Origin of the sequence: Ferrovibrio xuzhouensis (assembly GCF_042648965.1) — a bacterium.
GTDB lineage: Bacteria > Pseudomonadota > Alphaproteobacteria > Ferrovibrionales > Ferrovibrionaceae > Ferrovibrio > Ferrovibrio xuzhouensis.
Genome location: NZ_JBHRYJ010000006.1, coordinates 66,498 through 90,815, shown reverse-complemented (window position 1 = coordinate 90,815; position 24,318 = coordinate 66,498). Strand labels below are relative to the sequence as shown.

The window sequence follows — 24,318 nt, the reverse complement described above, 5'->3', positions numbered from 1 at the left end:
GGCCCGATGACCGCCCAGTTTCCGTCTCTCTCGATGCCGCTGATGCTGACGCCGCCCCGGCGCCGGCTGCTCGGCTTCGCGGCGGTGTTCCTGGCGCTGTCGCTGCTGCTGGCTTGGTGGGCGGGCAGCCTGCTGCGCCAGTCGGGCATGGAGGATATCGAGGGGCGCGGCCGCCAGCGGCTTGGCCTCTACCTCTCGTCCTTCCGCAATCATCTGGAGAAATACGAATACCTGCCCGGCGTGCTGGCGCAGGATCGCGACGTGCGGGCTCTGCTGCGCCATCCGGACGATCCGCAACTGATCCAGAACGTCAATGCGCGGCTGCAGCGGCTCAATGCCGCCGCCCGCACTTCGGTGCTGTATGTGATGAGTCTCGACGGCACCACGCGGGCCGCCAGCAACTGGTCCGAGCCGACCAGCTTCGTCGGGCAGAATTACAGCTTCCGGCCCTATTTCCAGAACGCGCTGGCGCATGGACGGGGCCGTTTCTTCGCCATCGGCGCCACCACCGGACAGCCGGCATTCTTCTTCGCCGAAGCCGTGGAAGACGGTGGTGAGCCGATCGGCACGGTGGTGGTGCGCCTCGACATCGAACCGCTGCAGCGTGAATGGGAACAGGCCGGCGAATCCGTGCTGCTGGTCGACGAGTTCGGCGTGGTCTTCCTGTCCAGCCGGCCGGCCTGGCGCTTCACCGCCCTGCGGCCGCTGGATGCCGCGGCCCGCAAGACGCTCGAGGATACCCGCAAGTATACCGGCCTCGACCTGCGTCCCCTGCCGCTGCATGGTGCCGGCCACTGGAACGGGGCGTCGCTGGTGGCGCTGGCCGGCCGCGACTACCTGCGGCAGGACCAGCCGCTGCCGGGCTATCACTGGCAGATGATCTATCTGTCGGATACTGCGCCGGCCGCCAACCAGGGCAGGCAGGCGGTGTTCGCCACCTTGGCCATCTGCGCGTTGCTGGCACTAACCTTCCTGTTCCTGCGCCAGTACCGCCTGCGCCAGCAGGCGCGCGAGGCGATGGCGGCGACCCTGCGCCGGGCCCGCGACGAACTGGAACTGCGCGTTGCCGAGCGTACCGCCGACCTGCAGAAACAGATTATCGAACGCGAGCGGGCCGAAAGCATCTTGCGCGAGGCGCAGGACGAACTGGTGCAGGCCGGCAAGCTGGCGGCGCTCGGCCAGATGTCGGCGGCCATCGCCCATGAGATCAACCAGCCGCTGACCGCGATCAGCACCTATGCCGCCGCGTCCAAGGTGCATGTGTCGCGCGGCGACCTCGCCAGCGTCACCGGCAACCTGTCGATGATCGAGGACCTGACCCGGCGCATGGCGGAAATCTCGCGCCATCTGAAGGTCTTTGCCCGCAAGAGCGTCGCCGACCGCAAGCCGGTGCTGCTGCGCACAGTGCTGCGGCGCGCCATCATGCTGCTCGACAGCCGGCTACGCCTCGAATCCGTCGACGTGCGGATCGATGTCCCCGAGACCGCCACCGTGGCGGCCGACGACATCCGCATCGAGCAGGTGCTGATCAACCTGCTGCGCAATGCCTGCGATGCCATGGTCGATGGCCCGGTACGCCGGCTGGATATCGCTGCGACGGAACAGGACGGCGGCTGGGCGTTGCGTATCGCCGACACCGGCATCGGTATCTCGCCGGAACACATGCCGCATCTGTTCGATCCGTTCTTCACCACCAAGCAGAAGGCCGAGGGCCTCGGTCTCGGCCTGGCGATTTCGCATGGCATCGTGCGCGATTTCGGCGGCACGCTGGTCGCCGACAATGCGCCGCAGGGCGGCGCCGTGTTCACCCTGTGGCTGCCGGCGCCGTCGCCGGACGCCGCCACCGGAGACCGGGAATGAGTGCTAAGCCGCAGGTTCTGTTCGTTGATGACGAGAAGGCGGTCCGCTTGTCGATGCGGCAGTGGCTGGAGCTGGCCGATTTCGAGGTCGAACTGCATGAAACGGCAATGGCGGCGCTCGAGCGGCTCAATCCGGAATATCCGGGCATCGTGATTTCCGATGTCAAGCTGCCGCAGATGGATGGCCTGCAGTTCCTCGAACGGCTGCGCGCCATCGATCCGGATCTGCCGGTGGTGCTGATCACCGGTCATGGCGACATCGCCATGGCGGTCGATGCCATGCGACGCGGTGCCTACGACTTCATCGAGAAGCCGTTCTCGCCGGAGCGGCTGGTCGAGACCCTGCGCCGCGCCGCCGACAAGCGCCGGCTGGTGATGGAAAATCGCCGGCTGCTGCTGCGGCTGTCGTCGGGCAGCGACATTGCCGGACGGCTGATCGGCACCGGCCGGGCCATCGAGGAGCTGCGGCGCGACATTCTCGACCTGCTGCCGACCGCCGTGCCGGTGCTGGTGCGCGGCGAGACCGGGGCGGGCAAGGAAATGGTGGCGCGCTGCCTGCACGATCTCGGGCCGCGGGCCGCGCATCCCTTCGTGGCGATCAACTGTGCCGCCGTGCCCGAGGCGCTGTTCGAAGGCGAATTGATGGGCTACGAGCGCGGCGCCTTCACCGGTGCCGCCGAGCGCCGCGTCGGCCGCCTGGAATATGCCGATCGCGGCACGCTGTTCCTCGACGAGATCGAGAGCATGCCGTTGGCCCTGCAGGCCAAGCTTCTGCGGGTGCTGCAGGACAAGGTGATCGAGCGTCTCGGATCGAACCGCACCATCCCGGTCGATTTCCGTGTCGTCGCCGCCACCAAGGTCGATCTGCGCGCGGCGGCCTCTGCCGGGCAGTTTCGCGAGGATCTGTATTACCGCCTGAATGTTGCCGAACTGGTGCTGCCGCCGCTGCGCGAGCGGCGCGAGGATATTCCGCTGCTGTTCCAGCATTTCGCGCTCGAGGCGGCGCAGTTGCACGGCCGCGATGCCCTGCCGCCCGATGAGGCGACCCTGCTGGCGCTGCAGGCCTATGACTGGCCGGGCAATGTGCGCGAGCTGCGCAATGTTGCCGAGCGGCACGTGCTTGGCCTCAAGGCGCTGTCGGGTCCGCTGGCGGGCCTCGACGGCCGCGGCGAGGCCGCCGCTGAAGGCCGCGGCAGCCTGGCGGCGAGTGTCGCCGCCTTCGAGAAGCGTTGCATCGAGACGGCACTCGGCGACAGCCAGGGCGATGTGCGGCAGACCATGGAGCGGCTCGGCCTGCCGCGCCGCACCTTGAATGAAAAGATGGAGCGCTACGGTATCGACCGGCGTCGCTACCTGCCGGACCAGGAATAGAGCCGCCTGCGGAAATCCGCCGAGCACCCGTTCCGGCTCGGCGGATATATGCCGAATACCGCACTGCAATAAGCGCCGCGCCGACACAGAATCAACAGCCTAGCCGGCGGCCCGCCGGTGGTACGGGTCTTGCTGATACAGGCAGGCTCCGCCGACAGAGCGGGAGCATCACGGGGAGGATTGCGGCAACCGCCACGGGCGGAGCCGTTTCCAGCACACAACAGGCATCCCCAGGATGGCTTCCGGTTTCTACCGGCAGGGCGCGTTCGGGCCTGACCGGCCGTTATTGCGCATTGCAGCATGGCAGCCGGATGACAGGTCGGTGGCGTGGCAGTGTCGACGCGGTTTGCTGATCGTGCTGATAGTGTTGCGGGGGTGGAAATTCTTTGTCCGTGTCTGTCACGGCATGCCGCTTGCGGCTTGAATTTACAAAGGATTTGCGCATTCGGCGCCCAGTCGGTAAAACGGCGCTCGAACGCAGGTTCCATATTTAAGTAGCAATTCCTTAGGGGAGGACACCATGAGCATTTCACGCCGGACCCTTGTCGCTGCCGCGGCGATGTCCCTGTCTCTCAGTTTCGCTGCCGGCGCCGCGCGGGCGCAGGAATTCGTCAACATCCTGACTGGCGGCACCTCGGGCGCCTATTACCCGATCGGTGTGGCGCTTTCGAACATCTATACCAAGGCGATCCCGGGCGCGAAGGTGTCGGTGCAGCCGACCAAGGCTTCGGTCGAGAATCTCAACCTGCTGAACACCGGCAAGGGCGAACTGGCCCTGACCCTCGGTGATACGCTCTCGAATGCCTGGAAGGGCGACGAGGAAGCCGGCTTCCCGCACAAGCTGGACAAGCTGCGCACCATCGCGGCCGCCTACAAGAACTACATCCAGATCGTCGCCAGCGCGTCGTCGGGCATCAAGACGCTCGCCGACCTGAAGGGCAAGCGCATCTCGGTCGGCGCGCCGAAGTCGGGCACCGAGATCAATGCGCGCGCCATTCTCGGCGCCGCCGGCCTCAAGTACTCGGACTTCTCCAAGGTCGAATATCTCGGCTTCGGTGAGTCGGTCGACCTGATGAAGAACCGCCAGATCGACGTCACCCTGCAATCGGCCGGCCTCGGCGTCTCCTCGATCCGCGATCTTGCCACCTCGGTCGACATCGTGTTCGTGCCGGTTCCGGCCGACGTGGTGAAGAAGGTCGGCGACGCCGCCTATATCGCCACCGACATTCCGGCCGGTACCTACAAGGGCATCGACCAGCCCATTCCGGCCGCGGCTGTCGGCAACTTCTTCGTCACCACCACCAAGGTCAGCAACGATCTCGCCTACAAGATGACCAAGGCGATGGTCGAAGGCCTCGACCAGCTCTATGCCGCCCATTCGGCCGCCAAGGGCATCATCAAGGCGGAGATGCCGCTGAACTCGCCGGTGCCGCTGCATCCGGGCGCCGAGAAGTACTACAAGGAAGCCGGGCTGCTGAAGTAAGCGGCCAGTCGCCAACGTCTTGCGCCGGCGCCCGCTCTCATGGGCGCCGGCGTTTTACTTCCAGGATTGAGCGTTCCAGCAGGCAAGGGGTAGCCGCATGTCCGGCAACAAAGAAGCAGCAGCGGTGATCGACCGCGAGAATCCCGTGCATGGTGCTGCCGCGCTCGAGGGCTGGCAAGGCAAGGCGGTGCTGGCCATTGCCATCGTCTTCACCTTCTACCAGATCGTCACCGCAGCCTTCAGTCCGCTGCCCACCATGGTGCTGCGCAGCGTCCATGTCGGCTTCCTGCTGGCGCTCGCCTATTTCCTGTTCCGCTTCCGCAAGAAGGACCAGGGCAGCAAGGCGCCGTGGTACGACATTGCCTTCGCCGTCATCGCTTTCGGCCTGTCGTTCTACCACTGGGTCTATGAAGGGGACCTGATCCAGCGCGCCGGTGACCCCAGCACCACCGACCTCGTGGTCGGCACCATCATCACCCTGCTGGTGCTCGAGGCGGCGCGGCGCATCATGGGCTGGGAACTGCCGCTGCTCTGCGCGCTGTTCATTCCCTATGCGATTTTCGGCCGTGACCTGCCGGGCTTCCTGGTGCATCGCGGCTTCGACTACACCCAGGTGATCGACACGCTGTATTTCGGCACCGAGGGCATTCTCGGCACGCCGACCTTCGTCTCGGCGACCTACATCTTCCTGTTCATCCTGTTCGGCGCCCTGCTGGAACGCGCCGGCATGATCAGCCTGTTCAATGACCTCGCACTCGGCACCGTCGGCCACCACAAGGGCGGCCCGGCCAAGGTGGCGGTGATCTCGTCCGGCCTGATGGGCACCATCAACGGTTCCGGCGTTGCCAACGTGCTGACCACCGGCCAGTTCACCATCCCGCTGATGATGAAGTTCGGCTACCGGCCGGCCTTTGCCGGCGCGGTCGAGGCCTGTTCGTCGATGGGCGGCCAGATCATGCCGCCGGTGATGGGCGCGGTCGCCTTCATCATGGCCGAGACCATCGGCGTGCCCTATTCGCAGGTGGCGCTCGCCGCGGTGATTCCGGCCATCCTGTATTTCTTTTCGGCCTTCTGGATGGTGCATCTGGAAGCCGGCCGTGCCGGCCTGGTCGGCCTGAAGAAAGAAGACTGCCCGAATGCGCTGAAGGCGCTGACCGAGAAATGGTACCTGCTGCTGCCGCTGGCCGTGCTGGTCTACCTGCTGTTCTCCGGTTTCACGCCGCTGTTCGCCGGCACCATGGGCATGGCTCTGACCACCGTGCTGATCCTCGGCCAGCAGGCCGCCGGCCAGACCAAGGTGATGTTCTACCGCATCCTGTTCTGGATTGGCCTCGGCCTGTGCACGGCGGTCATCTATCGCTATTCCGGCCTGCGCATCGAGGAGCTCGCCATCATCGTCATCGCCCTGCTGGTGGTGCTGACCTGGTTCGTCAAGGGTGGCCGCGAGACCCAGCGGCTGCTGCTGCTCAGTTTTGCCGATGCCGCCAAGGGCGCGCTGGGCGTCGGCGTCGCCTGCGCGCTGGTCGGCATCCTGATCGGCATCGCGCAGATGACCGGCATCGCCAACGAGCTGGCGCGCGGCATCCTCTCGGTGGCCGGCGACAACCTGCTGCTGGCCCTGGTGATGACCATGGTGGCCTGCATCGTGCTGGGCACCGGCATCCCGACCATCCCGAACTACATCATCACCAGTTCGATGGCGGCGCCGGTGCTGCAGGGCATGGGCGTGCCGGTTCTGATCAGCCACATGTTCTGCTTCTACTTTGGCATCATGGCCGACCTGACGCCGCCGGTGGCGCTGGCGGCGCTGGCGGCCTCGTCGATTGCCAAGGAGAAGCATACCAAAATCGCGCTGAATGCCACCAAGATCGGCCTCGCCGGCTATGTCGTGCCGTTCATGGCGGTCTATACCCCGGCCCTGATGCTGCAGGGTGGTACGTGGTTCGATACCGCCTATGTGGCGATCAAGGCGGTGATCGCCATCTGCCTGTGGGGTGGCGCGGCCAGCGGCTGGCTGCTCGGCCGCATGGGCTGGATCGAGCGGCTCTGGGCGACGGCGGCGGCCTTCCTGTTCGTGGTGGCCTATCCGGCCACCGACGAGATCGCGGCGGCGCTGACCATCGCCTTCCTGGTCTTCCACTGGTGGAAGACCAAACGCGACGACGCACCGGCCGCGGCCTGATCCGGTGGCGGGGCTCTGCCTCGCGCTGGGCGCCGCCGTGGTGGCTCTGCACACCTCGGCGGTCGACCTGCGCTGGATCCATAGCGTGCAGAAGACCGAATGGCGCGAGCACTGGGATCTGACCAAAGCCGGGCTGGTGGTCGAGCAGGCGGCCGTGCAGTCGAGTGGCGCCGGCATGGACCCCGGCCCGGATGCCGTCTTCAGGAACGGCTTCTGGGTCTGGAAGCCCAGGCTGCCGCCGCAGCCGCAACTGACCCTGACCCGCTCGCCCTTCACCCCGGGCGACTGGCATCTGTGCATCAAGGGCCAATGCCGCGACCTCGGCAGCTATTTCCCCGGCATCGGCCCCGAGCAGGCCGTCACCATGGAGCCCTGCCGCTGACGACTCGACCGGGCGTCTTGGCCCCGGCGCCATGACCATTGTGTCACCCGCCGGGCCGGGCTAAGCCGGGGGCAGAACAAAAACCGTCCCGCCAGGCCGCCTCTATGTCGATGCCGTCGCCGACCGCCGTTCCCGTTGCTGCCGCCCTGCGTCTGCGCCAGCAGCTTGCGCTCGCCGCCCTGGTACTGGGTGCGCTGGCCATCGCCTTCTCGCCGATCTTCGTGCGGCTATCGGAAGTCGGACCGACCGCCACCGGTTTCTACCGTGCCATTCTTGCCGTGCCGCCAATCTGGCTGTGGTGGCGTTTCATGCCGGCTCTGCCGAGGGTGGCGGTAGCTGTGGGCCAGTCCCGGCCGCTGCCGCCGCTGGCGCTGATCCTGGTGCCGGGCCTGCTGTTTGCCGGCGACCTGTTCTTCTGGCACCTGGCGATCAAGTACACCACCGTGGCCAATGCCACGCTGCTCAGCAATTTTGCCCCGGTCATCGTCACGCTCGGCGCCTGGCTGGTGCTGCGCGAAAAGATCACTGGCGCCTTCCTGGTCGCCATGCTGGTGGCGATCTGCGGCGCGCTGATGCTGGTCGGCGCCAGCCTCGAACTCGGCGGCACCAATGTCTTCGGCGACATGCTGGCGTTTACCACGGCGGTTTTCTACGGCTGCTACATGATCGCCGTGGCCAAGCTGCGCGGCCGCCACGGTACCCAGGACCTGATGCTGTGGTCGAGCCTGGTCACCGGCATCGCCCTGCTGCCGATGGTCTGGGTGATGGGCGAGGGACTGCTGCCGGCCACATTGCATGGCTGGCTGATCCTGTTCGGACTGGCCTGGATCAGCCAGGCGCTGGGACAGGGGCTGATCGCCTATGCGCTTGGCCACCTGCCGGCGTCGTTCTCGTCGCTGGTGGTGCTGATCCAGCCGGTCGCCGCCGCCTTCTTCGGTTGGCTGTGGCTCGGCGAGGGGCTGCAGCCCCTGCAGCTTGGCGGCGGCGCCGTGGTGCTGCTCGGCATCCTGCTGGCCCGCCGGGCCCAGCTGAAGGCAGGTTAGGCCGCCGCCTTTAAGCCGCCCCCTGGGCCATGTCGCGCTGGCGCGCGAAATCCGCATACCAGGCGATGCTGCCGGGATTGGCCATGGTGCCGGGATTGGCGACCTTTTCGGCCGGCTGGCCGAGCAGGATCTTTTTCACCGGCACTTCCAGCTTCTTGCCGGACAGGGTGCGCGGCACTTCCGCCACCTGGAAGATGTCGTTCGGCACGAAACGCGCCGACACTGCCGCACGGATCGCCTGGTTGATCCTGTCCTTCAGGGCGGCATCGAGCGTCAGGCCGGGCCGCAGCACCACGAACAGCGGCATGTAGCTGTCGCGGCCGAGGAATTCGAGGTCGATCACCAGGCTGTCGAGAATCTCGGGCAGCTCCTCGACGGCGCGGTAGATTTCCGCCGTGCCGAGCCTGAGGCCGTAGCGGTTGATGGTGGCGTCCGAGCGGCCGTAGATCACCGCGCCGCCGCGCGGCGTGATGCGGATCCAGTCGCCATGGCGCCAGATGCCCGGATAGACGTCAAAATAGCTGTCGCGATAGCGTTTGCCGTCCGCGTCGTTCCACAGGTAGAGCGGCATGGACGGCAGCGGCTGCACGCAGACCAGCTCGCCGACCTCGTCGCTGAGCGGCTTGCCAGCCTCGTCATAGGCCTGGATATCGGCACCGAGGCAGCGGCACTGCATCTCGCCGATATAGACCGGCAGGATCGAGCAGCCGGCAACAAAGGCGCCGGCGAAATCCGTGCCGCCAGAGATCGGCATCAGCCAGATATCGGGGCCGAGCTCACGGTAGATCCAGGCATAGGCGTCTTCCGACAGCGGCGAGCCGGTCGAGCCTATGGTGCGCAGGCGCGACAGGTCGGTAACTTCGCGCGGCTTCACGCCGGCCTTCAGGCAGTTGGCGAAGAAGGCGGCGCCGCCGCCGAAGACGGTGAGCTTCGCCTCGCCGGCGAAGCGCCACAGGCGGGTCCAGTCCGGATGCGACGGGCTGCCGTCGTAGAGCGCGATGGTGGCGCCGGTGACTAGCCCGGCGACCTGGGCATTCCACATGATCCAGCCGGTGCTGGAATACCAGTGGAAGACGTCATCGGGTCCGATGTCGTTGTGCAGCGCCATCATTTTCAGCATCTCGACCACGATGCCGCCATGGCTGTGCACGATGGCCTTGGGCAGGCCGGTGGTGCCGGACGAATAGACGATCCACAGCGGATGGTCGAAGGGCAAAGCTTCGACCTGCACCGGTACAGGTTTTGCCGTGATCTCGGTCCAGTGCGCGACCGTTACCCCCTGCGGCACAGAGTGGCTGCTCTCGCCCGGCAACAGGATCAGGGTCTTCACGCTGGGCAGGGCGGCGACCATTTCGGCCAGCACCGCGCCCTTGTCGATCAGCTTGCCATTGTAGTGGCTCGACGGCACGGCGACCAGGGCCACCGGCTCGATCTGGCGGAAACGGTCGAGGACCGAAGCGAGCCCCATGTCGGGCGCGCAGACCGACCAGACCGCGCCGAGGCTGGCGATCGCCAGGAAGGCGACGATGGTCTCCGGGGTATTCGGCGCATAGGCGACGACGCGGTCGCCGCGTTTCACCCCGGCGGCGCGCAAGTATGCGGCGACGGCACCGACCTGCCCGTGCAGATCGGCCCACGACATCTCGCGCAACGCTGCGGTCTCGGAGGCATAGAGAATGGCCGGCTTGGCGGCGATTTCATGACGCAGGATCTGGTCGACGAGATTCAGTTCGGCGCCGGTGAACCATTCGGCGCCCGGCATGTCGCGTCGGCCGAGAACCTTGGTATAGGGCTTGTGCGCCCGGACCTCGAAATAATCCCAGATCGAGGCCCAGAAGGCTTCGATGTCGGCGACCGACCAGCGCCACAGCGCGTCGTAATCGGCGAAGTCGAGGCCGCGCTCGCGGGCCAGCCAGTCCATATACTGCCGCAGCCGGCTGCGCTTCAGGCGCTCCGGCGAGGGGGACCACAGCATGGCGGGAGTGTCAGGCGCGGTCATGGTTCCTCCAGGGTTGCTCTAGCCTTTTTCGAGCAGTTTACGCAGCTCCGGGGAAAATGCACCATCCAGCAGGATGAAAGCCATGCGGGCCGGTTTGTCCGAGCGGTTGGCCCAGGCATGGTCGGTGCCACGCTGCACCACGATATCGCCGGCAGTCAGGCGGGTTTCCGTATCGTCAAGGATCAGGGTGATCTCGCCCTCGACGACGATGCCGTAATCGACCGTTTCGGTGCGATGCATCATCGGATGCTGGCCGGGTTTCCAGGTCGAGGCATGGGCAGTGCCGACGGTGGCGAAAGCGGCGCGGGCGGCTTCGGCGTCCATGGTCTTGGTCGCCGCGCTTTCCGGCAGGAAATCCACATAGCGGATGATGCTGCCATGCTTCGGCGGCGGGATGGTCAGCGGCCGGTCGGTGGGATCGGCCTCGTTGCCGACCGGCGCCGGGCTGCCGGTGGTGTTCCAGATTTCATAGAAATCGACGCCGCGTTCGGGGTTGGAGACCTTCGGCGCCAGCACGGTATCGATGGCGACCACCGATTTGCCGGCGGCGTCATGGCCGGTGACGATGCGGCGGGGCGATTTGTTCATGGCAGCCTCTTTTCGCTAGAGCAGGGCGAGCGCAAGCTGGGGGAAGATCACCAGCAGCACCAGCACCGCCAGCATGATGGCGGCAAACGGCAGGGCGCCGCGGAAGATGGTCCCCAGCGTGATGCGGGAATCGGCCAGCGTGCTCTTGATCACATAGACGCTGAGGCCGAACGGCGGGGTCAGCAGGCCGATCTCGACGGCGACGATGGTGACAATGCCGAACCAGATGAGATTCATGTCGAAGCCGCTGGCGATCGGCAGCATCAGCGGCAGCACGATCAGCAGGATCGAGCTAGAATCGATGAAGCAGCCCATGATCACCACCAGCAGGATATAGCAGGCGAGGAAGCCATATGGGCCGAGGCCGGCGCCGGCGATCTCCCCGACCAGGTATTGCGGCACGCCCGACAGCGCCAGCATGCGGGTATAGAGGCTGGCGGCGATGATCAAGAAGGAGACCGAGACGGTGACATGGCCGGTTTCCACCATCACCTGCCACAGCTTGCGGCGATCAAGCCGGCGCTTGACCAGCGCGATGATCAGCGCGCCGGCGGCACCGACCGCGCCGGCGTCGGTGGCGTTGAAGAAGCCGCCATAGATGCCGCCCAGCACGGCGACGATCAGCAGCAGGATCGGCAGCAGCTTGACCAGCATCTCGCGCAGGCCCATCAGGTCGCCGGTCACCGCGTCGCCGGTGGCGCTGCCGCCGACGAACTGCGGCACCAGCCGGGCCATGGCGGCGATGCTGACGCCATAGGCGACGGCGAGCAGCAGGCCTGGAAGAATCCCGGCCATGAACATATGGCCGACCGAGACCTCGGCGAGGAAGCCATAAAGGATCATCAGCAGGCTGGGCGGGATCAGCATGCCAAGCACGGACGAGCCGGCTACTACGCCGGTAGCAAAGCTCGGCGTGTAGCCGTAGCGCAGCATCTCGGGCACGGCGACGCGGGTGAAGACGGCGGCCGAGGCGATGGAAATCCCGGTGATCGCGGCGAAGATCGCATTGGCGGCGACGGTGGCCATGCCGAGGCCGCCACGCAGGCGGCGCAGGCCCTGGTTGGCGACCTCGAAGGCATCCTTGCCGACATCGGCGATGCTGACCAGGAACCCCATGAGGACGAACAGCGGCACCACGGCAAAGACGTAAGAGGCGATGGCGTCATAGGCGCCCTGCGACAGCATGGCGGTGGCGACCACCGGGCTGCCTTTCAGCAGCCAGACGCCGGCGAACGACGTCAGGCCCAGCGCGACCGCGACATGCACGCCGAGCCAGATCAGCACCATCATCGCGGCGATGGTGCCGAAACCGATTTCGAGGCCGCTCATGGCTGCCTCCCCAGGGCAATCCGCAGGTCGCGTCCAGCCAGCAGCAGGAACTGGATCGCCGTGGCGGCGCTGCCGATCAGGATCAGCAGCCGCACCGGCCAGGTCGGCGCGGTGAAGTCGCCGACGGCGCCGACATATTCCTGGATGGCGATGGCATCGGTGAACAGGTCGATGCTGCCCCAGAAGATGATGCCCAGCAGCACGGCGCCACCGAGATGAAAGATGCATTGCAGGGCATGGCCGATACGCGGCCGGAACGCCAGCAGGTTGTCGATCACCATGTCGGAGCGGGTGATCTTGCCGCTCATCAGGGTATGGCCGAGTTGCAGGAAGACGATGCCGACGATCGAGATCGACAGGATCTCGGTGGTGCCGCGCACGGGGGATTCAAACAGCTCGCGACCGATGATGTCGCTGTTGATCAGGATCATGAGGAGAAAAATCCACACGGTCCCGCAGGCGTTCATCAGCCCGAGGAATCTGGCAAACATGCGCGGCACCATTCTGCTGACGCTATGGAAGCGGGGCTATTCCTTCGACCAGTCGCGCGGATAGACGACGCCATTGGCCTTCATTTCGGCCATATAGGCCTTTAGTACCTTGGTGCCGGGCAGGCCTTTGGAATCAAGGTCCTTGGCCCAGGGCAGGGCCGGATTGGGGATCGCCGCCGCCCATTGCTTGCGCTCGGCGGCCGGAACCTCGCGCACCTTGGCGCCAGCGGCGACCATTTTTTCCATCAGGCCTTTCGAGGTGCCGGTCAGCAGGGCGTTGAATTTCTCGGCATAGTCGCGGCCGACATCGAGGAAGATCTTCTGCGCATCCTTGGGCAGGTGGTCGAGCACCCGCTTGTTCATGGCCAGTGCGCCGCCGAACTGGGCGCCGTAATTCACCTTGGTGATATTGGGCGCCACCTCGTAGACCTTGGCCGGGAAGGCGCCGGAGGCAAAGGTCAGGGTGCCCGAGGTCACCCCGGTCTGGATGTCGTTGTAGTAAGTCTGCAGGCTGCCGGCGACGGCGATAGCGCCGGTGTCCTTCAGCCAGTTGGCCGAGGGGCCCGGCGCATTGATCTTGAGGCCCTTGAGATCGTCGAGCTTCTCGACCGGGTTTTTGGTGAACAGGTAATAGGCATCGAGGCCGGTGCCGCCGAGGAAGACCGCATTGTTCTTGGTCCAGGCCGCCTTCATCTCCGGGATCTTGTCCTGCAGGGCGGTGATCACCTTCGAGACGATGGAGATGTCGTCGGTGCCGAACGGCGTGTAATAGGTGACGTTCTGCAGCGGGAATTTCGGCGCCTCGAAAATGGTCGAAACGAAGCCGATCTCGCCGAGCCCGTCCTTCAGCGCGGTCGACTCACTGCCCAGCTTCACCAGGGTGCCGCCATAGGCGCGGTTCCACTCGATCTTGAGCTTGCCGCCGGCTGCCGCGAGGCGCTTGTCGACCTCGGGGATGAAATAATCATCCATCAGCTTGACCCACGGAAAGACCGGCGGATGGCCGGCAAAGGCGGTCATCTTGATCGTCTCGGCCTGCGACGGATGGGCGAACAGTGCGGCCGTGACGATGCCGGCCGCCAGCGTGGCGTTGCGGATTGCGGACATTGTTTCCTCCCTAAGGGTGTGTTTTTGCCGCGGTCATGCAATGTGGAGCGATCAGGGTGGTGCGGTCTGTGCCGTGTCGCTCCCGAAACAGAACTGGTAGGTGTGGTCGAGATGATGGTCGAGCATGGCGCAGGCGTCTTCGGCCTTGCGTGCCAGCACCAGCTCCATCAGCTGCTTGTGCTCGTCCATGATGCCGATGCCGATTTCCAGCAGATAGGCGGTCATCATGCGGTGGCGGTAGCGTTCCGCCTGGTCATAGAGCCGGGCCTGCTCGTCCAGCAGGCGCGGTGAGCCGCAGGCGGCGATCAGCGCCACATGGAAGGCCTTATGCAGTTCGCCGAACTCGCCGAGATTCTCGACCGGCGCGTTGTCCATGCGCTGCACGAAGCGCTCCAGCCGGTGATAGGCCGCGAGAATCCCGGCCTCCCATGCGTCGTCGCCGCGCTCGAAGGCGCGTTTCAGCGCGGCGGTCTCGATCACCTTGCGGGCCAGCGTGATGTCGGCGAGATCGTCGGCGCTCATCGGCGCGACACGAAAGCCGCGCTGGTTCTCGATCTGCACGAAGCCCTGGCTGACCAGCCGGGCCAGCGCCTCGCGCAACGGGCTGGCGCTCAGCCCGTAACGGGCCTTCAGGTCCTCGATCTGCAGCTTGACGCCGGACGGGAAGCGGCCGGCGATGATGTCGGCGCGGATCTGCCGGAAGGCGAATTCCGTCAGGCTGCCGGCCTCGGCGGCCAGGTCGCGGATTTCGGCTTTGCCCCGGTCCTCGGTCATGGCGCCACTCTGGGGTCGGGCTCGGGCGAGTGTCAACGACAAAACATAAAAAAATCGACAAAATACTTTATCGTCGGTAGAGTGGCGCCAATAGGCAGAAGAACAGCCGCCCGCCGGGGCGGTCAGGAGGAAGCATGGCCCGCCGTTTCGTCGACCTCTCGATCTATCTGGAAAACGACGTCATTTCCGATCCGCCGGGCTTCGGCCCGAAGATCGAGTACATCCGCCACAAGGACAGCGCCTCTGACGTGGTCAAATTCTTTCCCGGGTTGAAGGAAGAGGACCTGCCGGAAGCCGAGGGCTGGGCGGTGGAGAATGTCCAGCTCAACACCCATAACGGCACGCATCTCGACGCGCCGTATCATTTCCATTCGACCATGAACAAGGGCGAGCGCGCCTGGACCATCGACGAGGTGCCGCTGGAGTGGTGCTTCGGCGACGGTGTGAAGCTCGATTTCCGCGACCGGGGCGACGGCTATGTCGTCACCGCCGCCGATGTCGAGGCCGAACTCAAGCGTGTCGGCTATGCGCTGAAGCCGCATGACATCGTGGTGGTGAACACCGCCGCCGGTGCCGCCTATGGCAAGCCTACTTACGTCAGCACCGGCTGCGGCATGGGCTATGAGGCCACCATGTACCTGCTGGAACGCGGCGTGCGGGTCACCGGCACCGATGCCTGGAGCTGGGATGCGCCCTTCGTGCATACGGCGAAGAAATTCGCCGAGAGCCATGATGCTTCGCTGATCTGGGAAGGTCACAAGGCCGGCCGCCATATCGGCTACTGCCACCTCGAGAAGCTGCACAATCTCGAGGCGCTACCGTCGCACGGCTTCACCATTTCCTGCTTCCCGCACAAGATCCGCGGCGCCTCGGCCGGCTGGACGCGGGCCGTTGCCATCATCGAGGAATAGTCACAGATGAAATTCTGCACTTTCAGTCACCCGGCCCGCGGCCCAGGAATCAATGGACTTGGGCGTCCCGGCGTGCTGACCGGCGACGGCGCCATGATCGTCGACCTCGGCGACAGTTTCCCCAGCATACTGGCCATCATCCAGGGCGGCGATGCGGCGCTGGCCCGCGTGCGCGACCTGCATGCCAGGGCCGAGATCCGGGTGACGCTGGCCGATGCGAAACTGCATGCGCCGGTGCCGGTGCCGGAGCAGATCCGCGATAGCATGCTGTTCGAGAAGCATGTCTTCCAGGCCCGCAAGACCATGATCCGCATGCGCCATCCCGTGCTGGCGCCGCTGATGATCAGGATGGGGGCTGCGAAGGTGCCGGCGAGCTGGTACCGCATGCCGATCTACTACAAGTCCAACCGCTTCTCGGTGAACGGCCCCGAAGGCGTCGTGCAGTGGCCGCGCTACAGCCATGTGATGGATTTCGAGCTGGAATTCGGCTTCTTCCTTGGCAAGAAGGGCAAGAACATCAAGCCGTCGGAAGCCTTCGACCATATCTTCGGCTTCACTATCTTCAACGATTTCTCGGCGCGCGATGCCCAGGGGCTGGAGATGCAGAGCATGCTCGGGCCCTGCAAGGGCAAGGATTTCGACACCGGCAACAGCATGGGGCCGTTCCTGGTGACGCTGGACGAGATCGGCGATCCGTACAATCTGCGCATGCGGGCGCGGGTCAACGGCAAGACTTGGTGCGACAGCAACTCCGGCACCATCCACCACAAGTTCGAGGATCTGCTGGCGCGCGTCTCGGCCGACGAGACAGTGTACCCGGGCGAATTTTTCGGTTCCGGCACCGTCGGCGACGGCTGCGGTCTCGAGCATGGCCGCTATCTGCTGGATGGCGACGTGGTCGAGCTGGAGGTCGAGAAGATCGGCATCCTGCGCAACCGCATCGCGCGCCAGAAATAGGCGGTATCAGCCGGCGAACAGCGGTTCCGGCAGGCCGGGAGTCTCCACATCGGCCGCGAAAATCCCGCCGGCCAGCGGCATGGCGGCGAGTTCCTCCGCCGTATGCTTCTGTCGCGCCGTGGTGATGTAGAGCGTCTTCAGCTCCGGGCCGCCGAAGCAGGGCATGGTCGGCGCCTTCACCGGCAGCAGGATCTCGCGCAGGCGGCGGCCATCGGGCGCGAATTGCACGACCTTGCCGGCGCCGTAGAAGGCGACCCAGTAATTGCCCGCCGCATCCACCGTGGCGCCATCTGGCCGTTCGCCGGTCGCCGTCAGGTCGAGGAAAACCCGGCGGTTCGACAGTTCCGCCGTGCGGATGTCGTAGTCATGGGCGTGGACGCGATGGCTGTTGGTATCGGCGTGGTACATCGTCGTGCCGTCCGGGCTCCAGGCCAGGGCGTTCGAGGTGCTGACGCCGCCGACGATCTCCTGCGGGATCAGCCGCTCGCCGTCGAGACGGTAGAGCGCGCCGACCGGCTCCTTGCGCGGCTCGAACATGCTGCCCGCCCAGAAGCGGCCCTGGCGGTCGCAGCGCCCGTCGTTGAACCGCGTCTCCATCGGATCATAGGGCGCGCCGGCGATTTTCCGGTGCTGCCCGCCAGCCAGGTCAAGGCGATAAATGCCGTTGCGCAGCGCAGCGATCATGCCGCCATCGGCGGCCTGCGCGACGCAGCCGATCGACTCCGGCATCGGCCAGCTTTCGTCGCGGCCACTGGCCGGATCGAAGCGATGCAGGGCCGGGCGGTTGATGTCGACGAACCACAGGCGCTGCAATGCCGCCGACCAGACCGGCGATTCCGCCAGGTCGAACTGGCCGTCGAGGATGCAGCGTGCGTCGGTCATGGGCCGGAGTCTACCAGATCGGCGACATGCTCGCCGAGCTTGAGCGAAGCGGTCAGGCCGGGACTTTCGATGCCGAACATGTTGACCAGGCCGGCCACGCCATGGACCTCCGGGCCCTGGATGACGAAATCGTCGGCCTTGCCGCCCTTCTCGGGGCTCGGCGGCGACAGTTTCGGGCGGATGCCGGCATAGCCCGGCTGGATCGCCCCGTCGGGCAGGTCGGGCCAGTAGCGGCGCACGGCGGCATAGAATTTCTCGCCGCGCGCCGGATCGACGGCATAGTCGATGCGGTCGATCCATTCGACATCGGGACCGAAGCGCATCTGGCCACCCATGTCGATGGTGACATGGGTGCCGAGCCCGCCGGGCTCCGGCACCGGATAGATCAGCCGGCTGAACGGCGGCTTCATGCCCGAGAGGATGAAATAATTGCCCTTGGCATAATAGGTCGGCGGGATGGCATCGGCCGGCAGGCCGTCGATCGCGGCGGCGACCGCCTGAGCCTGCAGGCCGGCGGCGTTGATCACATGGCGCGCTTTCAGCCGCATCGGCGCGGCGCCGCCGGTGGCGATCTCGATGCCGTCGTTGCGCACCGCGCCGCCGGTGACCGGAGCGTCGAAGGCCAGCATGGCGCCGTGGTCCTCGGCCTCGCCCTGGTAGGCCAGCATCAGGCCGTGGCTGTCGATGATGCCGGTCGATGGCGACAACAGCGCGGCGACGCAATGCAGCTGCGGCTCCAGCGCCAGCGCCTGCTCGCGGCTGAGCCACTGCAGGTCGTCGACGCCATTGGCCTCGGCTTTTGCCTTCAGGGCTTCGAGATCGGGAATCTGCGCCGCGTCGGCGGCGACGATCAGCTTGCCGCAGCGGTTATGGGCGATGCCGCGCTCGGCGCAATAGGCATACAGCGCCTGCTTGCCCTCGACGCAGCTGCGCGCCTTCAGGCTGCCGGCGGGGTAATAGATGCCGGCATGGATCACCTCGGAATTGCGCGAGCTGGTCTCGCTGCCGATCAGGGTGGCGGCTTCGGCCACCACCACCTCGCGGCCGCGGCGGGCCAGGCTGCGGGCCACCGCCAGGCCGACCACGCCGGCCCCGATCACCAGGCATTCCACTTGATCCATCGGCATTTTTCCCTGAACGCAGGATCCCGTTATCGGCAGGACCGGGGGGCGTGGCAAGTCCCGGCAGTTCTTTGCGGCGGGCGCTTGACTTCCCCCGGCCGGAGCCGTAAAGACACGCCTCGGTCGGGGTGGCCAACGGGCCAGCCTGCACCGCCTGCCCAGGTGGCGGAATTGGTAGACGCGCTAGCTTCAGGTGCTAGTGACCGAAAGGTCGTGTAAGTTCGAGTCTTATCCTGGGCACCAATTCCTTTTAGTCTCGCGCCGCGTGGCGATCACGCCTCGACTTCGTAAAGAAGGGTGTGCCCCTCCCCGGGGCGCCCCCTTGGCAGAAATGCTGGCAGCAGGGACGCGCAGATGACCATTACCGTATATCAGGGCGATCTGCCCGACGGCCTCGATCTCGGCAGCATGGTGGCGGTGGATACCGAAACCATGGGCCTGCGCACCCATCGGGACCGGCTCTGCGTGGTGCAGCTGTCGTCCGGCGACGGCAATGCCCATCTGGTGCAGTTTCAGGCGGGTGCCGGCTGCCACGCGCCGAACCTGAAGCGCCTGATGGAGGACCCGAAGGTCCTCAAGTTGTTCCATTTCGCCCGCTTCGACCTGGCGGCGCTGAAGAAATACGTCGGCGCTGCCACGGCGCCGGTCTACTGCACCCGGACCGCCTCCAAGCTGGTGCGCACCTTCACCGACCGCCACGGCCTGAAGGACCTCTGCCGCGAGCTGATCGGGGTGGAGATTTCCAAGCAGGAGCAGTCCTCCGACTGGGGGGCGCCGAAACTGACCGAAGCCCAGCAGAAATATGCCGCCTCGGACGTGCTCTACCTGCACCAGCTCAAGGCGGTCCTCGACGGCATGCTGGTGCGCGAGGGCCGGATGGCCCTTGCCCAGGCCTGCTTCGACTTCCTGCCGGCCCGCGCCGCCCTCGATCTGGCCGGCTGGCCGGAAGAGGACATCTTCGCCCACTGAACTCGCCCATAGGCGGTATCCATCGGGTTATGCACTGAAAAAAGGCAACCGCAGGCTCAAGCGGTTTGCATTTTCGGACCCGATTCTCCATATTTGGCACGATTCTTGTTAGTAGTCTCGCTAGCGGTGGGTAGCCCATGACATCCGCACCGTCCGCCGCGCGTGTCAGGCGCGCCGGAACTAAACGTGCGACGAGCAGTCCCAAGGTGGTCAAGGTTGCCGGTGCCAAGCCGGCGGTCAGCGCGGACGTGGCTGTCGGTCGCCGGGTTCTGCTGATGGAAGCCAATGGCCTGGCGGCCATGGCGGCGCAGATCGACGGGGCTTTCACCAGGGCGGTCGACGCCATGATGGCGGTCAGCGGCGGCCCGGCAACCGCCACCGGCATCCGGGGCCGCGTCATCGTCTCCGGCATGGGCAAGAGCGGCCACGTCGGCCGCAAGATCGCCGCCACGCTGGCCTCGACCGGCACCCCGGCCTTTTTCGTCCATCCCGCCGAAGCCAGCCATGGCGACCTCGGCATGGTGATGCAGGGCGATGTCCTGCTGGCGCTGTCGAATTCCGGCGATGCACCGGAACTGGCCGACCTGATCGTTCATGCCAAGCGCTTCGGTATCCCGCTGATCGGCATCACGTCGAAGGCGAAATCCGTGCTCGGCAAGGCATCGGATATCGTGCTGGTCCTGCCACCGGTGGAAGAGGCCTGCCCGATGGGGCTGGCGCCGACCACCTCGACCACGATGTCGCTGGCGCTGGGTGACGCGCTGGCCGTTGCGCTGATGGAGCGCAAGGGCTTCAACCGCGATCATTACCGGGTGTTCCATCCGGGTGGCCGGCTCGGCAAGCAGCTGATCAAGGTCGGCGACCTGATGCATGCCGGCCCCGAAATGCCGCTGGTCGACAGTGGCACGCCGATGCGCGAGGCACTGGTGACCATGGCCGGGCGCAGCTTCGGCTGTATCGGCATCGTCGGCCTCAAGGGGCGCGACAAGGGCCGGCTGATCGGCATTGTCACCGACGGCGATCTGCGCCGCCATATCGAGGGCGACCTGCTGGCGCAGACGGTGGATACCGTGATGACGCGGTCGCCGATGACCATTGCGCCGGATGCGCTGGCCGTGGAAGCGCTGCGCGAGATGAACAGCCGGCGCATCACGGCTTTTTTCGCCGTCGCCGGCGGGCGTCCGGTTGGCATCCTGCATATGCACGATTGCGTGCGGGCCGGAATTACATGATGGCGGCCGAGATGGATAACCAGCCGGCCGACCGGCAGCATCGCGCCGCGGATTTCGCCCCCCGCGCGCGCGGCGATTTGGTGACGACACTGGCCCGGCGCCGGCGATATGTGCAGTTCATGAAGTTCGTCCTGCCGGTGCTGGCGGTCGTGACGATCGCGGCGGTGCTGGCCTGGCCGCAGCTGACCAAGCGCGCGACTTTCCTGCCGCTCAATTTTACCGACACCGACAGCACGAATGCCGCACTGGTGATGAAAAATCCGCGCTACCGGGGCGTCGATGCCAACAACCAGCCGTATGTGGTGACGGCCGACCGGGCGATCCAGGATCCGCAGGATGACCAGCTGGTGACCATGGACAATGTCCATGCCGACCTGTCGATGAATGACGGGGCCTGGTGGTCGCTGACCTCCGATACCGGCTATTACGATGGCAAGAAGCGGCTGCTCAATCTGTATGGCAACATCGCGGTATTCAGTGACAACGGTTACGAGATGCATGGCCTGTCGGCCGAGATCAATCTGGATACGAAGCTGCTGTCGAGTGATGAAAAGGTCTGGGGTCATTCCAGTCTCGGCGCCATCAATGCCAACGGTCTGCGGGTCTACGACAAGGGGCGCGTCATTCATTTCATCAACGGCGTGAAGACCACGATTCTCCCGCACGAGCAACGGAGCTGATCCGGCATGCGTATTGTTCTGGCCGCCCTGATTATTGCCGGTATTGTCGGCGGGCCTGCCTATGCGCAGGTCAGCCTCGACAAGAACCGCAACACCAATCAGCCGATCAACATCAATTCCGACACCCTGGAAGTGCAGCAGGACAAGCAGCTGGCGATTTTCCGCGGCAAGGTCGATGCGGTCCAGGGGGATACCCGCCTGCGGTCCGATGAACTCTATGTCTATTACCGCGACCGTCAGAAGGATGCGGCGGCCGCGCAGAAGAAGCCGGCTTCGGCTCCCGCCGCCGCCGGGCCGGATGCCAGTTCGATCACCCGCATCGAGGCGAAGGGCAATGTGTTCGTCTCGACCCCGGAAGAGCGTGGCCAGGGCGATTTCGGCATCTATGACGTCGAGAAGAAGGTAATCACCCTGACCGGCAATGTGCTGCTGACCAATGACCGAGGCACCGTGCGCTGCGCCAAGGCGGTCATGTATCAGGACAGCGGTCGCAGCACCTGTGATCCGGCGACCGGCGGCCGCGTCCAGGGCGTGTTCCTGCCCAGCGAACCCAGCCAGCCGGACAAGGCGCCGGCCGCCAAGCCGGAAGGCAAGAAACCATGACCGTCAGCGGCGAAAAGCTGGATGTGACGGGAGACGGCGACGGCCTGCGGCTGGTGGCCGACAACCCCAGCCCGGGGCTGGCCGCGCTCCGGCTCGGCAAGAGCTTCAAGAAACGGCCGGTGCTGCGCGATGTGTCGCTGTATGTGCAGCGCGGCGAGGCGGTCGGACTGCTGGGCCCGAACGGCGCCGGCAAGACCACCACCTTCTACATCATGACCGGCCTGATCCGGCCCGATCACGGCACGATCACGCTGGACGGCCACGACATCACCGGCCTGCCGATGTACCGGCGGGCGCGGCTCGGCATGGGCTATCTGCCGCAGGAGGCCTCGATCTTCCGCGGTCTGACCGTCGAGCAGAATATCCGCTCGGTACTCGAGCTGGTGGAGTCCGAGGCGGATCGGCGGGAAGCCATGCTGGACGACCTGCTGGCGGAATTCTCGATCACCCACCTGCGCCGCACGCCGGCACTGGCACTGTCCGGCGGCGAGCGGCGGCGCTGCGAAATCGCCCGCGCGCTGGCGACCCAGCCGTCCTTCATGCTGCTGGACGAACCGCTGGCCGGTATCGATCCGATTGCCGTGGGTGAAATCCGCGAGCTGGTGTCGCATCTCAAGCATCGCGGCATCGGCGTGCTGATCACCGACCACAATGTCCGCGAAACACTCGATGTCATCGACCGCGCCTACATCATGCACGATGGCAAGGTGCTGATGGAGGGCAGTCCGAGCGAAGTCGTTGCGGACGAGAATGTACGCCGAGTTTATCTCGGCGAACGGTTCAGCTGGTAACGCGGGCCTGAATCATGGCTCTCGGTCCCCGTCTTGAACTCAGGCAGGGCCAGGCGCTCGTTATGACGCCGCAGCTGCAGCAGGCTATCAAGCTGCTGCAGCTCTCCAACCTGGAACTGATGGCCTATGTCGAGCAGGAGCTCGAGCGCAATCCCCTGCTGGAGCGCGGCGAGGCCGAGGAGGGCGGGGCCGGCGACGACGAGAAGGCCCCCTTCGAGGTATCCGAGGCCGCCGATGGCGCGGAGGGAAGACTCGACCTCAATGCCGACGGGGCGACCGGCGCGGCCAGCGAGTCGATGGATGCCGAGGGCGACAACACCTTCACCACGGACAGCGGCTATGATGCCGTCGGCGACGGCATCGGCATCGAGGGCAGCTATATCAGCGGCCGTGGCGGCGATTCCCGTTTCGAGGACGGCGGCGGTTCGCTGGAACAGACCCTGTCCGAGCCGCAGAATCTGCGCGAGCATGTCGAGACGCAGTGGTCGCTGATGCCGACCAATGCCGGCGACCGGCTGATCGGTCAGGCGCTGATCGATGCGCTCGACGAGGCCGGCTATGTTACCGAGGCGCTGGCCGATATCGCCGAACGGCTCGGCATCGAGGAGGATGAGGTCGAGGCCGTGCTGCTCGACCTGCAGACCATCGAGCCGGCCGGCCTGTTCGCCCGCAGCCTGAAGGAATGCCTGGCGTTGCAGCTGCGCGAGCGCGACCGCCTCGATCCCGCCATGCAGGCCCTGCTCGATCATCTCGAGTTGCTGGCGCGGCGCGACATCGTCGGGCTGATGCGGGTCTGCGGGGTCGACCAGGAAGACGTGGCCGATATGGTCAAGGAGATCCGCGCGCTCAACCCCAAGCCCGGCCTGCTGTTCGGCGGCGAACCGGTGCAGACCCTGGTGCCGGACGTTTATATCCGGCGGGCCAGTGACGGCGGCTGGGTGGTGGAACTGAACAGCGACACGCTGCCGCGCGTGCTGGTGAACAGCCGTTATTACGCGAAGATCAACCGCGACAAGCCCGCCACGCCCGACAAGCAGATGAAATCCTACCTGTCGGACTGCATGAATTCGGCGAACTGGCTGGTCAAGTCGCTCGACCAGCGTGCCCAGACCATCCTCAAGGTGGCCAGCGAGATCGTCCGCCAGCAGGATGGTTTCCTGCGCCACGGCGTCTCGCATCTCAAGCCACTCAACCTGCGCGCGGTGGCAGAGGCGATCGACATGCATGAAAGCACGGTCAGTCGCGTCACCTCCAACAAGACCATGGCGACGCCGCGCGGCATCTTCGAGATGAAGTATTTCTTCACCGCCAGTATTGCGGCCACCGATGGCGGCGAGGCCTTCTCGGCGGAATCGATCCGCCACCGCATCAAGTCGCTGATCGATGCGGAAATCGCCGAGGACGTGCTGTCGGACGACAAGATCGTCGAGATGCTGGCTGGCAAGGGCGTCGATATTGCCCGCCGGACCGTTGCCAAATACCGGGAAGCCATGAACATTCCCTCCTCGGTGGAGCGCCGGCGTCTGAAAAAAGCCGGCCTGCTCTCTGTTGGCTGAGGCATCAT

General features: G+C 65.6%; 22 protein-coding genes and 1 tRNA gene. 15 read left to right on the top strand and 8 right to left on the bottom strand.

Features of this window, described 5'->3' with window-relative positions; all coding sequences use genetic code 11:
• The first annotated feature begins 6 nt into the window (after positions 1-6).
• From ACFOOQ_RS20475 to ACFOOQ_RS20450, 6 genes are all read left to right on the top strand, one after another.
• Complete coding sequence (locus ACFOOQ_RS20475) at positions 7-1,860, top strand: sensor histidine kinase (protein WP_379729563.1); 1,854 nt, start codon at positions 7-9, stop codon at positions 1,858-1,860.
• Positions 1,857-3,230: a sigma-54-dependent transcriptional regulator gene (locus ACFOOQ_RS20470; protein WP_379729561.1), complete on the top strand. Its 1,374-nt coding sequence runs from the start codon at positions 1,857-1,859 to the stop codon at positions 3,228-3,230. The genes ACFOOQ_RS20475 and ACFOOQ_RS20470 overlap by 4 nt, the downstream gene beginning before the upstream one ends.
• A gap of 520 nt (positions 3,231-3,750) precedes the next feature.
• On the top strand, positions 3,751-4,713 hold the full coding sequence (locus tag ACFOOQ_RS20465) for a TAXI family TRAP transporter solute-binding subunit (RefSeq protein WP_379729560.1): 963 nt from the start codon (positions 3,751-3,753) through the stop codon (positions 4,711-4,713).
• Positions 4,714-4,810: 97 nt separating this feature from the next.
• On the top strand, positions 4,811-6,895 hold the full coding sequence (locus tag ACFOOQ_RS20460; RefSeq protein WP_379729559.1) for a TRAP transporter permease: 2,085 nt from the start codon (positions 4,811-4,813) through the stop codon (positions 6,893-6,895).
• 4 nt (positions 6,896-6,899) lie between these two features.
• Entirely contained in the window at positions 6,900-7,277 is a 378-nt protein-coding gene (locus tag ACFOOQ_RS20455; RefSeq protein ID WP_379729558.1) for a DUF1850 domain-containing protein, read from the top strand.
• A gap of 104 nt (positions 7,278-7,381) precedes the next feature.
• Positions 7,382-8,320: a DMT family transporter gene (locus ACFOOQ_RS20450; protein ID WP_379729557.1), complete on the top strand. Its 939-nt coding sequence runs from the start codon at positions 7,382-7,384 to the stop codon at positions 8,318-8,320.
• A gap of 10 nt (positions 8,321-8,330) precedes the next feature.
• On the opposite strand, the gene ACFOOQ_RS20445 is transcribed toward ACFOOQ_RS20450, so the two are convergent.
• From ACFOOQ_RS20445 to ACFOOQ_RS20420, 6 genes are all read right to left on the bottom strand, one after another.
• Positions 8,331-10,319, bottom strand: coding sequence for an acetoacetate--CoA ligase (locus ACFOOQ_RS20445; RefSeq protein ID WP_379729556.1), 1,989 nt, complete (start codon positions 10,317-10,319; stop codon positions 8,331-8,333).
• 18 nt (positions 10,320-10,337) lie between these two features.
• The gene (locus tag ACFOOQ_RS20440) at positions 10,338-10,907 is read right to left on the bottom strand and encodes a cupin domain-containing protein (RefSeq protein WP_379729554.1); all 570 of its coding nucleotides are present in this window, start codon (positions 10,905-10,907) and stop codon (positions 10,338-10,340) included.
• A 15-nt stretch (positions 10,908-10,922) separates the two neighbouring features.
• Positions 10,923-12,236, bottom strand: a complete 1,314-nt coding sequence (locus tag ACFOOQ_RS20435) for a TRAP transporter large permease (RefSeq protein WP_379729553.1) — start codon at positions 12,234-12,236, stop codon at positions 10,923-10,925.
• Positions 12,233-12,667: a TRAP transporter small permease subunit gene (locus ACFOOQ_RS20430; protein WP_379729551.1), complete on the bottom strand. Its 435-nt coding sequence runs from the start codon at positions 12,665-12,667 to the stop codon at positions 12,233-12,235. The genes ACFOOQ_RS20435 and ACFOOQ_RS20430 overlap by 4 nt, the downstream gene beginning before the upstream one ends.
• A gap of 96 nt (positions 12,668-12,763) precedes the next feature.
• Positions 12,764-13,834, bottom strand: coding sequence for a C4-dicarboxylate TRAP transporter substrate-binding protein (locus ACFOOQ_RS20425; protein ID WP_379729550.1), 1,071 nt, complete (start codon positions 13,832-13,834; stop codon positions 12,764-12,766).
• A gap of 51 nt (positions 13,835-13,885) precedes the next feature.
• On the bottom strand, positions 13,886-14,608 hold the full coding sequence (locus tag ACFOOQ_RS20420; RefSeq protein ID WP_379729548.1) for an FCD domain-containing protein: 723 nt from the start codon (positions 14,606-14,608) through the stop codon (positions 13,886-13,888).
• Positions 14,609-14,742: 134 nt separating this feature from the next.
• Between ACFOOQ_RS20420 and ACFOOQ_RS20415 the strand changes: the two genes are divergently transcribed.
• On the top strand, positions 14,743-15,519 hold the full coding sequence (locus tag ACFOOQ_RS20415) for a cyclase family protein (protein WP_379729547.1): 777 nt from the start codon (positions 14,743-14,745) through the stop codon (positions 15,517-15,519).
• A gap of 72 nt (positions 15,520-15,591) precedes the next feature.
• The gene (locus ACFOOQ_RS20410) at positions 15,592-16,476 is read left to right on the top strand and encodes a fumarylacetoacetate hydrolase family protein (RefSeq protein ID WP_379729544.1); all 885 of its coding nucleotides are present in this window, start codon (positions 15,592-15,594) and stop codon (positions 16,474-16,476) included.
• A 6-nt stretch (positions 16,477-16,482) separates the two neighbouring features.
• Here the strand turns inward: ACFOOQ_RS20410 and ACFOOQ_RS20405 are convergent, their stop codons facing one another.
• Positions 16,483-17,358: an SMP-30/gluconolactonase/LRE family protein gene (locus ACFOOQ_RS20405; RefSeq protein ID WP_379729543.1), complete on the bottom strand. Its 876-nt coding sequence runs from the start codon at positions 17,356-17,358 to the stop codon at positions 16,483-16,485.
• Positions 17,355-18,479 carry an NAD(P)/FAD-dependent oxidoreductase gene (locus ACFOOQ_RS20400; RefSeq protein WP_379729542.1) on the bottom strand — a complete coding sequence of 375 codons (1,125 nt, stop codon included), beginning with the start codon at positions 18,477-18,479 and terminating at the stop codon, positions 17,355-17,357. The genes ACFOOQ_RS20405 and ACFOOQ_RS20400 overlap by 4 nt, the downstream gene beginning before the upstream one ends.
• Before the next feature lie 156 nt (positions 18,480-18,635).
• Here ACFOOQ_RS20400 and ACFOOQ_RS20395 point away from each other — a divergent pair.
• The 7 genes from ACFOOQ_RS20395 (at position 18,636) to rpoN (ending at position 24,310) form a co-directional block, all read left to right on the top strand.
• A tRNA-Leu gene (locus tag ACFOOQ_RS20395) sits at positions 18,636-18,722 on the top strand.
• Positions 18,723-18,833: 111 nt separating this feature from the next.
• Positions 18,834-19,448 (top strand): ribonuclease D, encoded by a 615-nt coding sequence (locus ACFOOQ_RS20390; RefSeq protein WP_379729541.1) that lies wholly within the window; start codon positions 18,834-18,836, stop codon positions 19,446-19,448.
• Between the two features lie 206 nt (positions 19,449-19,654).
• A complete protein-coding gene (locus ACFOOQ_RS20385; RefSeq protein WP_449265827.1) occupies positions 19,655-20,680 on the top strand; it encodes a KpsF/GutQ family sugar-phosphate isomerase in 1,026 nt (341 codons plus the stop codon).
• Between the two features lie 11 nt (positions 20,681-20,691).
• Positions 20,692-21,360 (top strand): LPS export ABC transporter periplasmic protein LptC, encoded by a 669-nt coding sequence (lptC, locus tag ACFOOQ_RS20380; RefSeq protein WP_379729540.1) that lies wholly within the window; start codon positions 20,692-20,694, stop codon positions 21,358-21,360.
• 6 nt (positions 21,361-21,366) lie between these two features.
• The gene (locus ACFOOQ_RS20375; RefSeq protein ID WP_379729539.1) at positions 21,367-21,963 is read left to right on the top strand and encodes an LptA/OstA family protein; all 597 of its coding nucleotides are present in this window, start codon (positions 21,367-21,369) and stop codon (positions 21,961-21,963) included.
• A complete protein-coding gene (gene lptB / locus ACFOOQ_RS20370; RefSeq protein WP_379729537.1) occupies positions 21,960-22,754 on the top strand; it encodes an LPS export ABC transporter ATP-binding protein in 795 nt (264 codons plus the stop codon). Before ACFOOQ_RS20375 ends, lptB begins: the two co-directional genes overlap by 4 nt.
• Positions 22,755-22,768: 14 nt before the next feature.
• On the top strand, positions 22,769-24,310 hold the full coding sequence (gene rpoN, locus ACFOOQ_RS20365; RefSeq protein WP_379729536.1) for an RNA polymerase factor sigma-54: 1,542 nt from the start codon (positions 22,769-22,771) through the stop codon (positions 24,308-24,310).
• The last annotated feature ends 8 nt before the right edge of the window (positions 24,311-24,318 follow it).

What these genes read in the sequence shown, in the direction of transcription:
- ACFOOQ_RS20475 (WP_379729563.1), top strand. Translation starts at nt 7, where the DNA reads ATGACCGCCCAGTTTCCGTCTCTCTCGATGCCGCTGATGCTGACGCCG.
- ACFOOQ_RS20470 (WP_379729561.1), top strand. Translation starts at nt 1,857, where the DNA reads ATGAGTGCTAAGCCGCAGGTTCTGTTCGTTGATGACGAGAAGGCGGTC.
- ACFOOQ_RS20465 (WP_379729560.1), top strand. Translation starts at nt 3,751, where the DNA reads ATGAGCATTTCACGCCGGACCCTTGTCGCTGCCGCGGCGATGTCCCTG.
- ACFOOQ_RS20460 (WP_379729559.1), top strand. Translation starts at nt 4,811, where the DNA reads ATGTCCGGCAACAAAGAAGCAGCAGCGGTGATCGACCGCGAGAATCCC.
- ACFOOQ_RS20450 (WP_379729557.1), top strand. Translation starts at nt 7,382, where the DNA reads ATGTCGATGCCGTCGCCGACCGCCGTTCCCGTTGCTGCCGCCCTGCGT.
- ACFOOQ_RS20445 (WP_379729556.1), bottom strand. Translation starts at nt 10,319, where the DNA reads ATGACCGCGCCTGACACTCCCGCCATGCTGTGGTCCCCCTCGCCGGAG.
- ACFOOQ_RS20440 (WP_379729554.1), bottom strand. Translation starts at nt 10,907, where the DNA reads ATGAACAAATCGCCCCGCCGCATCGTCACCGGCCATGACGCCGCCGGC.
- ACFOOQ_RS20435 (WP_379729553.1), bottom strand. Translation starts at nt 12,236, where the DNA reads ATGAGCGGCCTCGAAATCGGTTTCGGCACCATCGCCGCGATGATGGTG.
- ACFOOQ_RS20430 (WP_379729551.1), bottom strand. Translation starts at nt 12,667, where the DNA reads ATGATCCTGATCAACAGCGACATCATCGGTCGCGAGCTGTTTGAATCC.
- ACFOOQ_RS20425 (WP_379729550.1), bottom strand. Translation starts at nt 13,834, where the DNA reads ATGTCCGCAATCCGCAACGCCACGCTGGCGGCCGGCATCGTCACGGCC.
- ACFOOQ_RS20420 (WP_379729548.1), bottom strand. Translation starts at nt 14,608, where the DNA reads ATGACCGAGGACCGGGGCAAAGCCGAAATCCGCGACCTGGCCGCCGAG.
- ACFOOQ_RS20415 (WP_379729547.1), top strand. Translation starts at nt 14,743, where the DNA reads ATGGCCCGCCGTTTCGTCGACCTCTCGATCTATCTGGAAAACGACGTC.
- ACFOOQ_RS20405 (WP_379729543.1), bottom strand. Translation starts at nt 17,358, where the DNA reads ATGACCGACGCACGCTGCATCCTCGACGGCCAGTTCGACCTGGCGGAA.
- ACFOOQ_RS20400 (WP_379729542.1), bottom strand. Translation starts at nt 18,479, where the DNA reads ATGGATCAAGTGGAATGCCTGGTGATCGGGGCCGGCGTGGTCGGCCTG.
- ACFOOQ_RS20390 (WP_379729541.1), top strand. Translation starts at nt 18,834, where the DNA reads ATGACCATTACCGTATATCAGGGCGATCTGCCCGACGGCCTCGATCTC.
- lptC (WP_379729540.1), top strand. Translation starts at nt 20,692, where the DNA reads ATGGATAACCAGCCGGCCGACCGGCAGCATCGCGCCGCGGATTTCGCC.
- ACFOOQ_RS20375 (WP_379729539.1), top strand. Translation starts at nt 21,367, where the DNA reads ATGCGTATTGTTCTGGCCGCCCTGATTATTGCCGGTATTGTCGGCGGG.
- lptB (WP_379729537.1), top strand. Translation starts at nt 21,960, where the DNA reads ATGACCGTCAGCGGCGAAAAGCTGGATGTGACGGGAGACGGCGACGGC.
- rpoN (WP_379729536.1), top strand. Translation starts at nt 22,769, where the DNA reads ATGGCTCTCGGTCCCCGTCTTGAACTCAGGCAGGGCCAGGCGCTCGTT.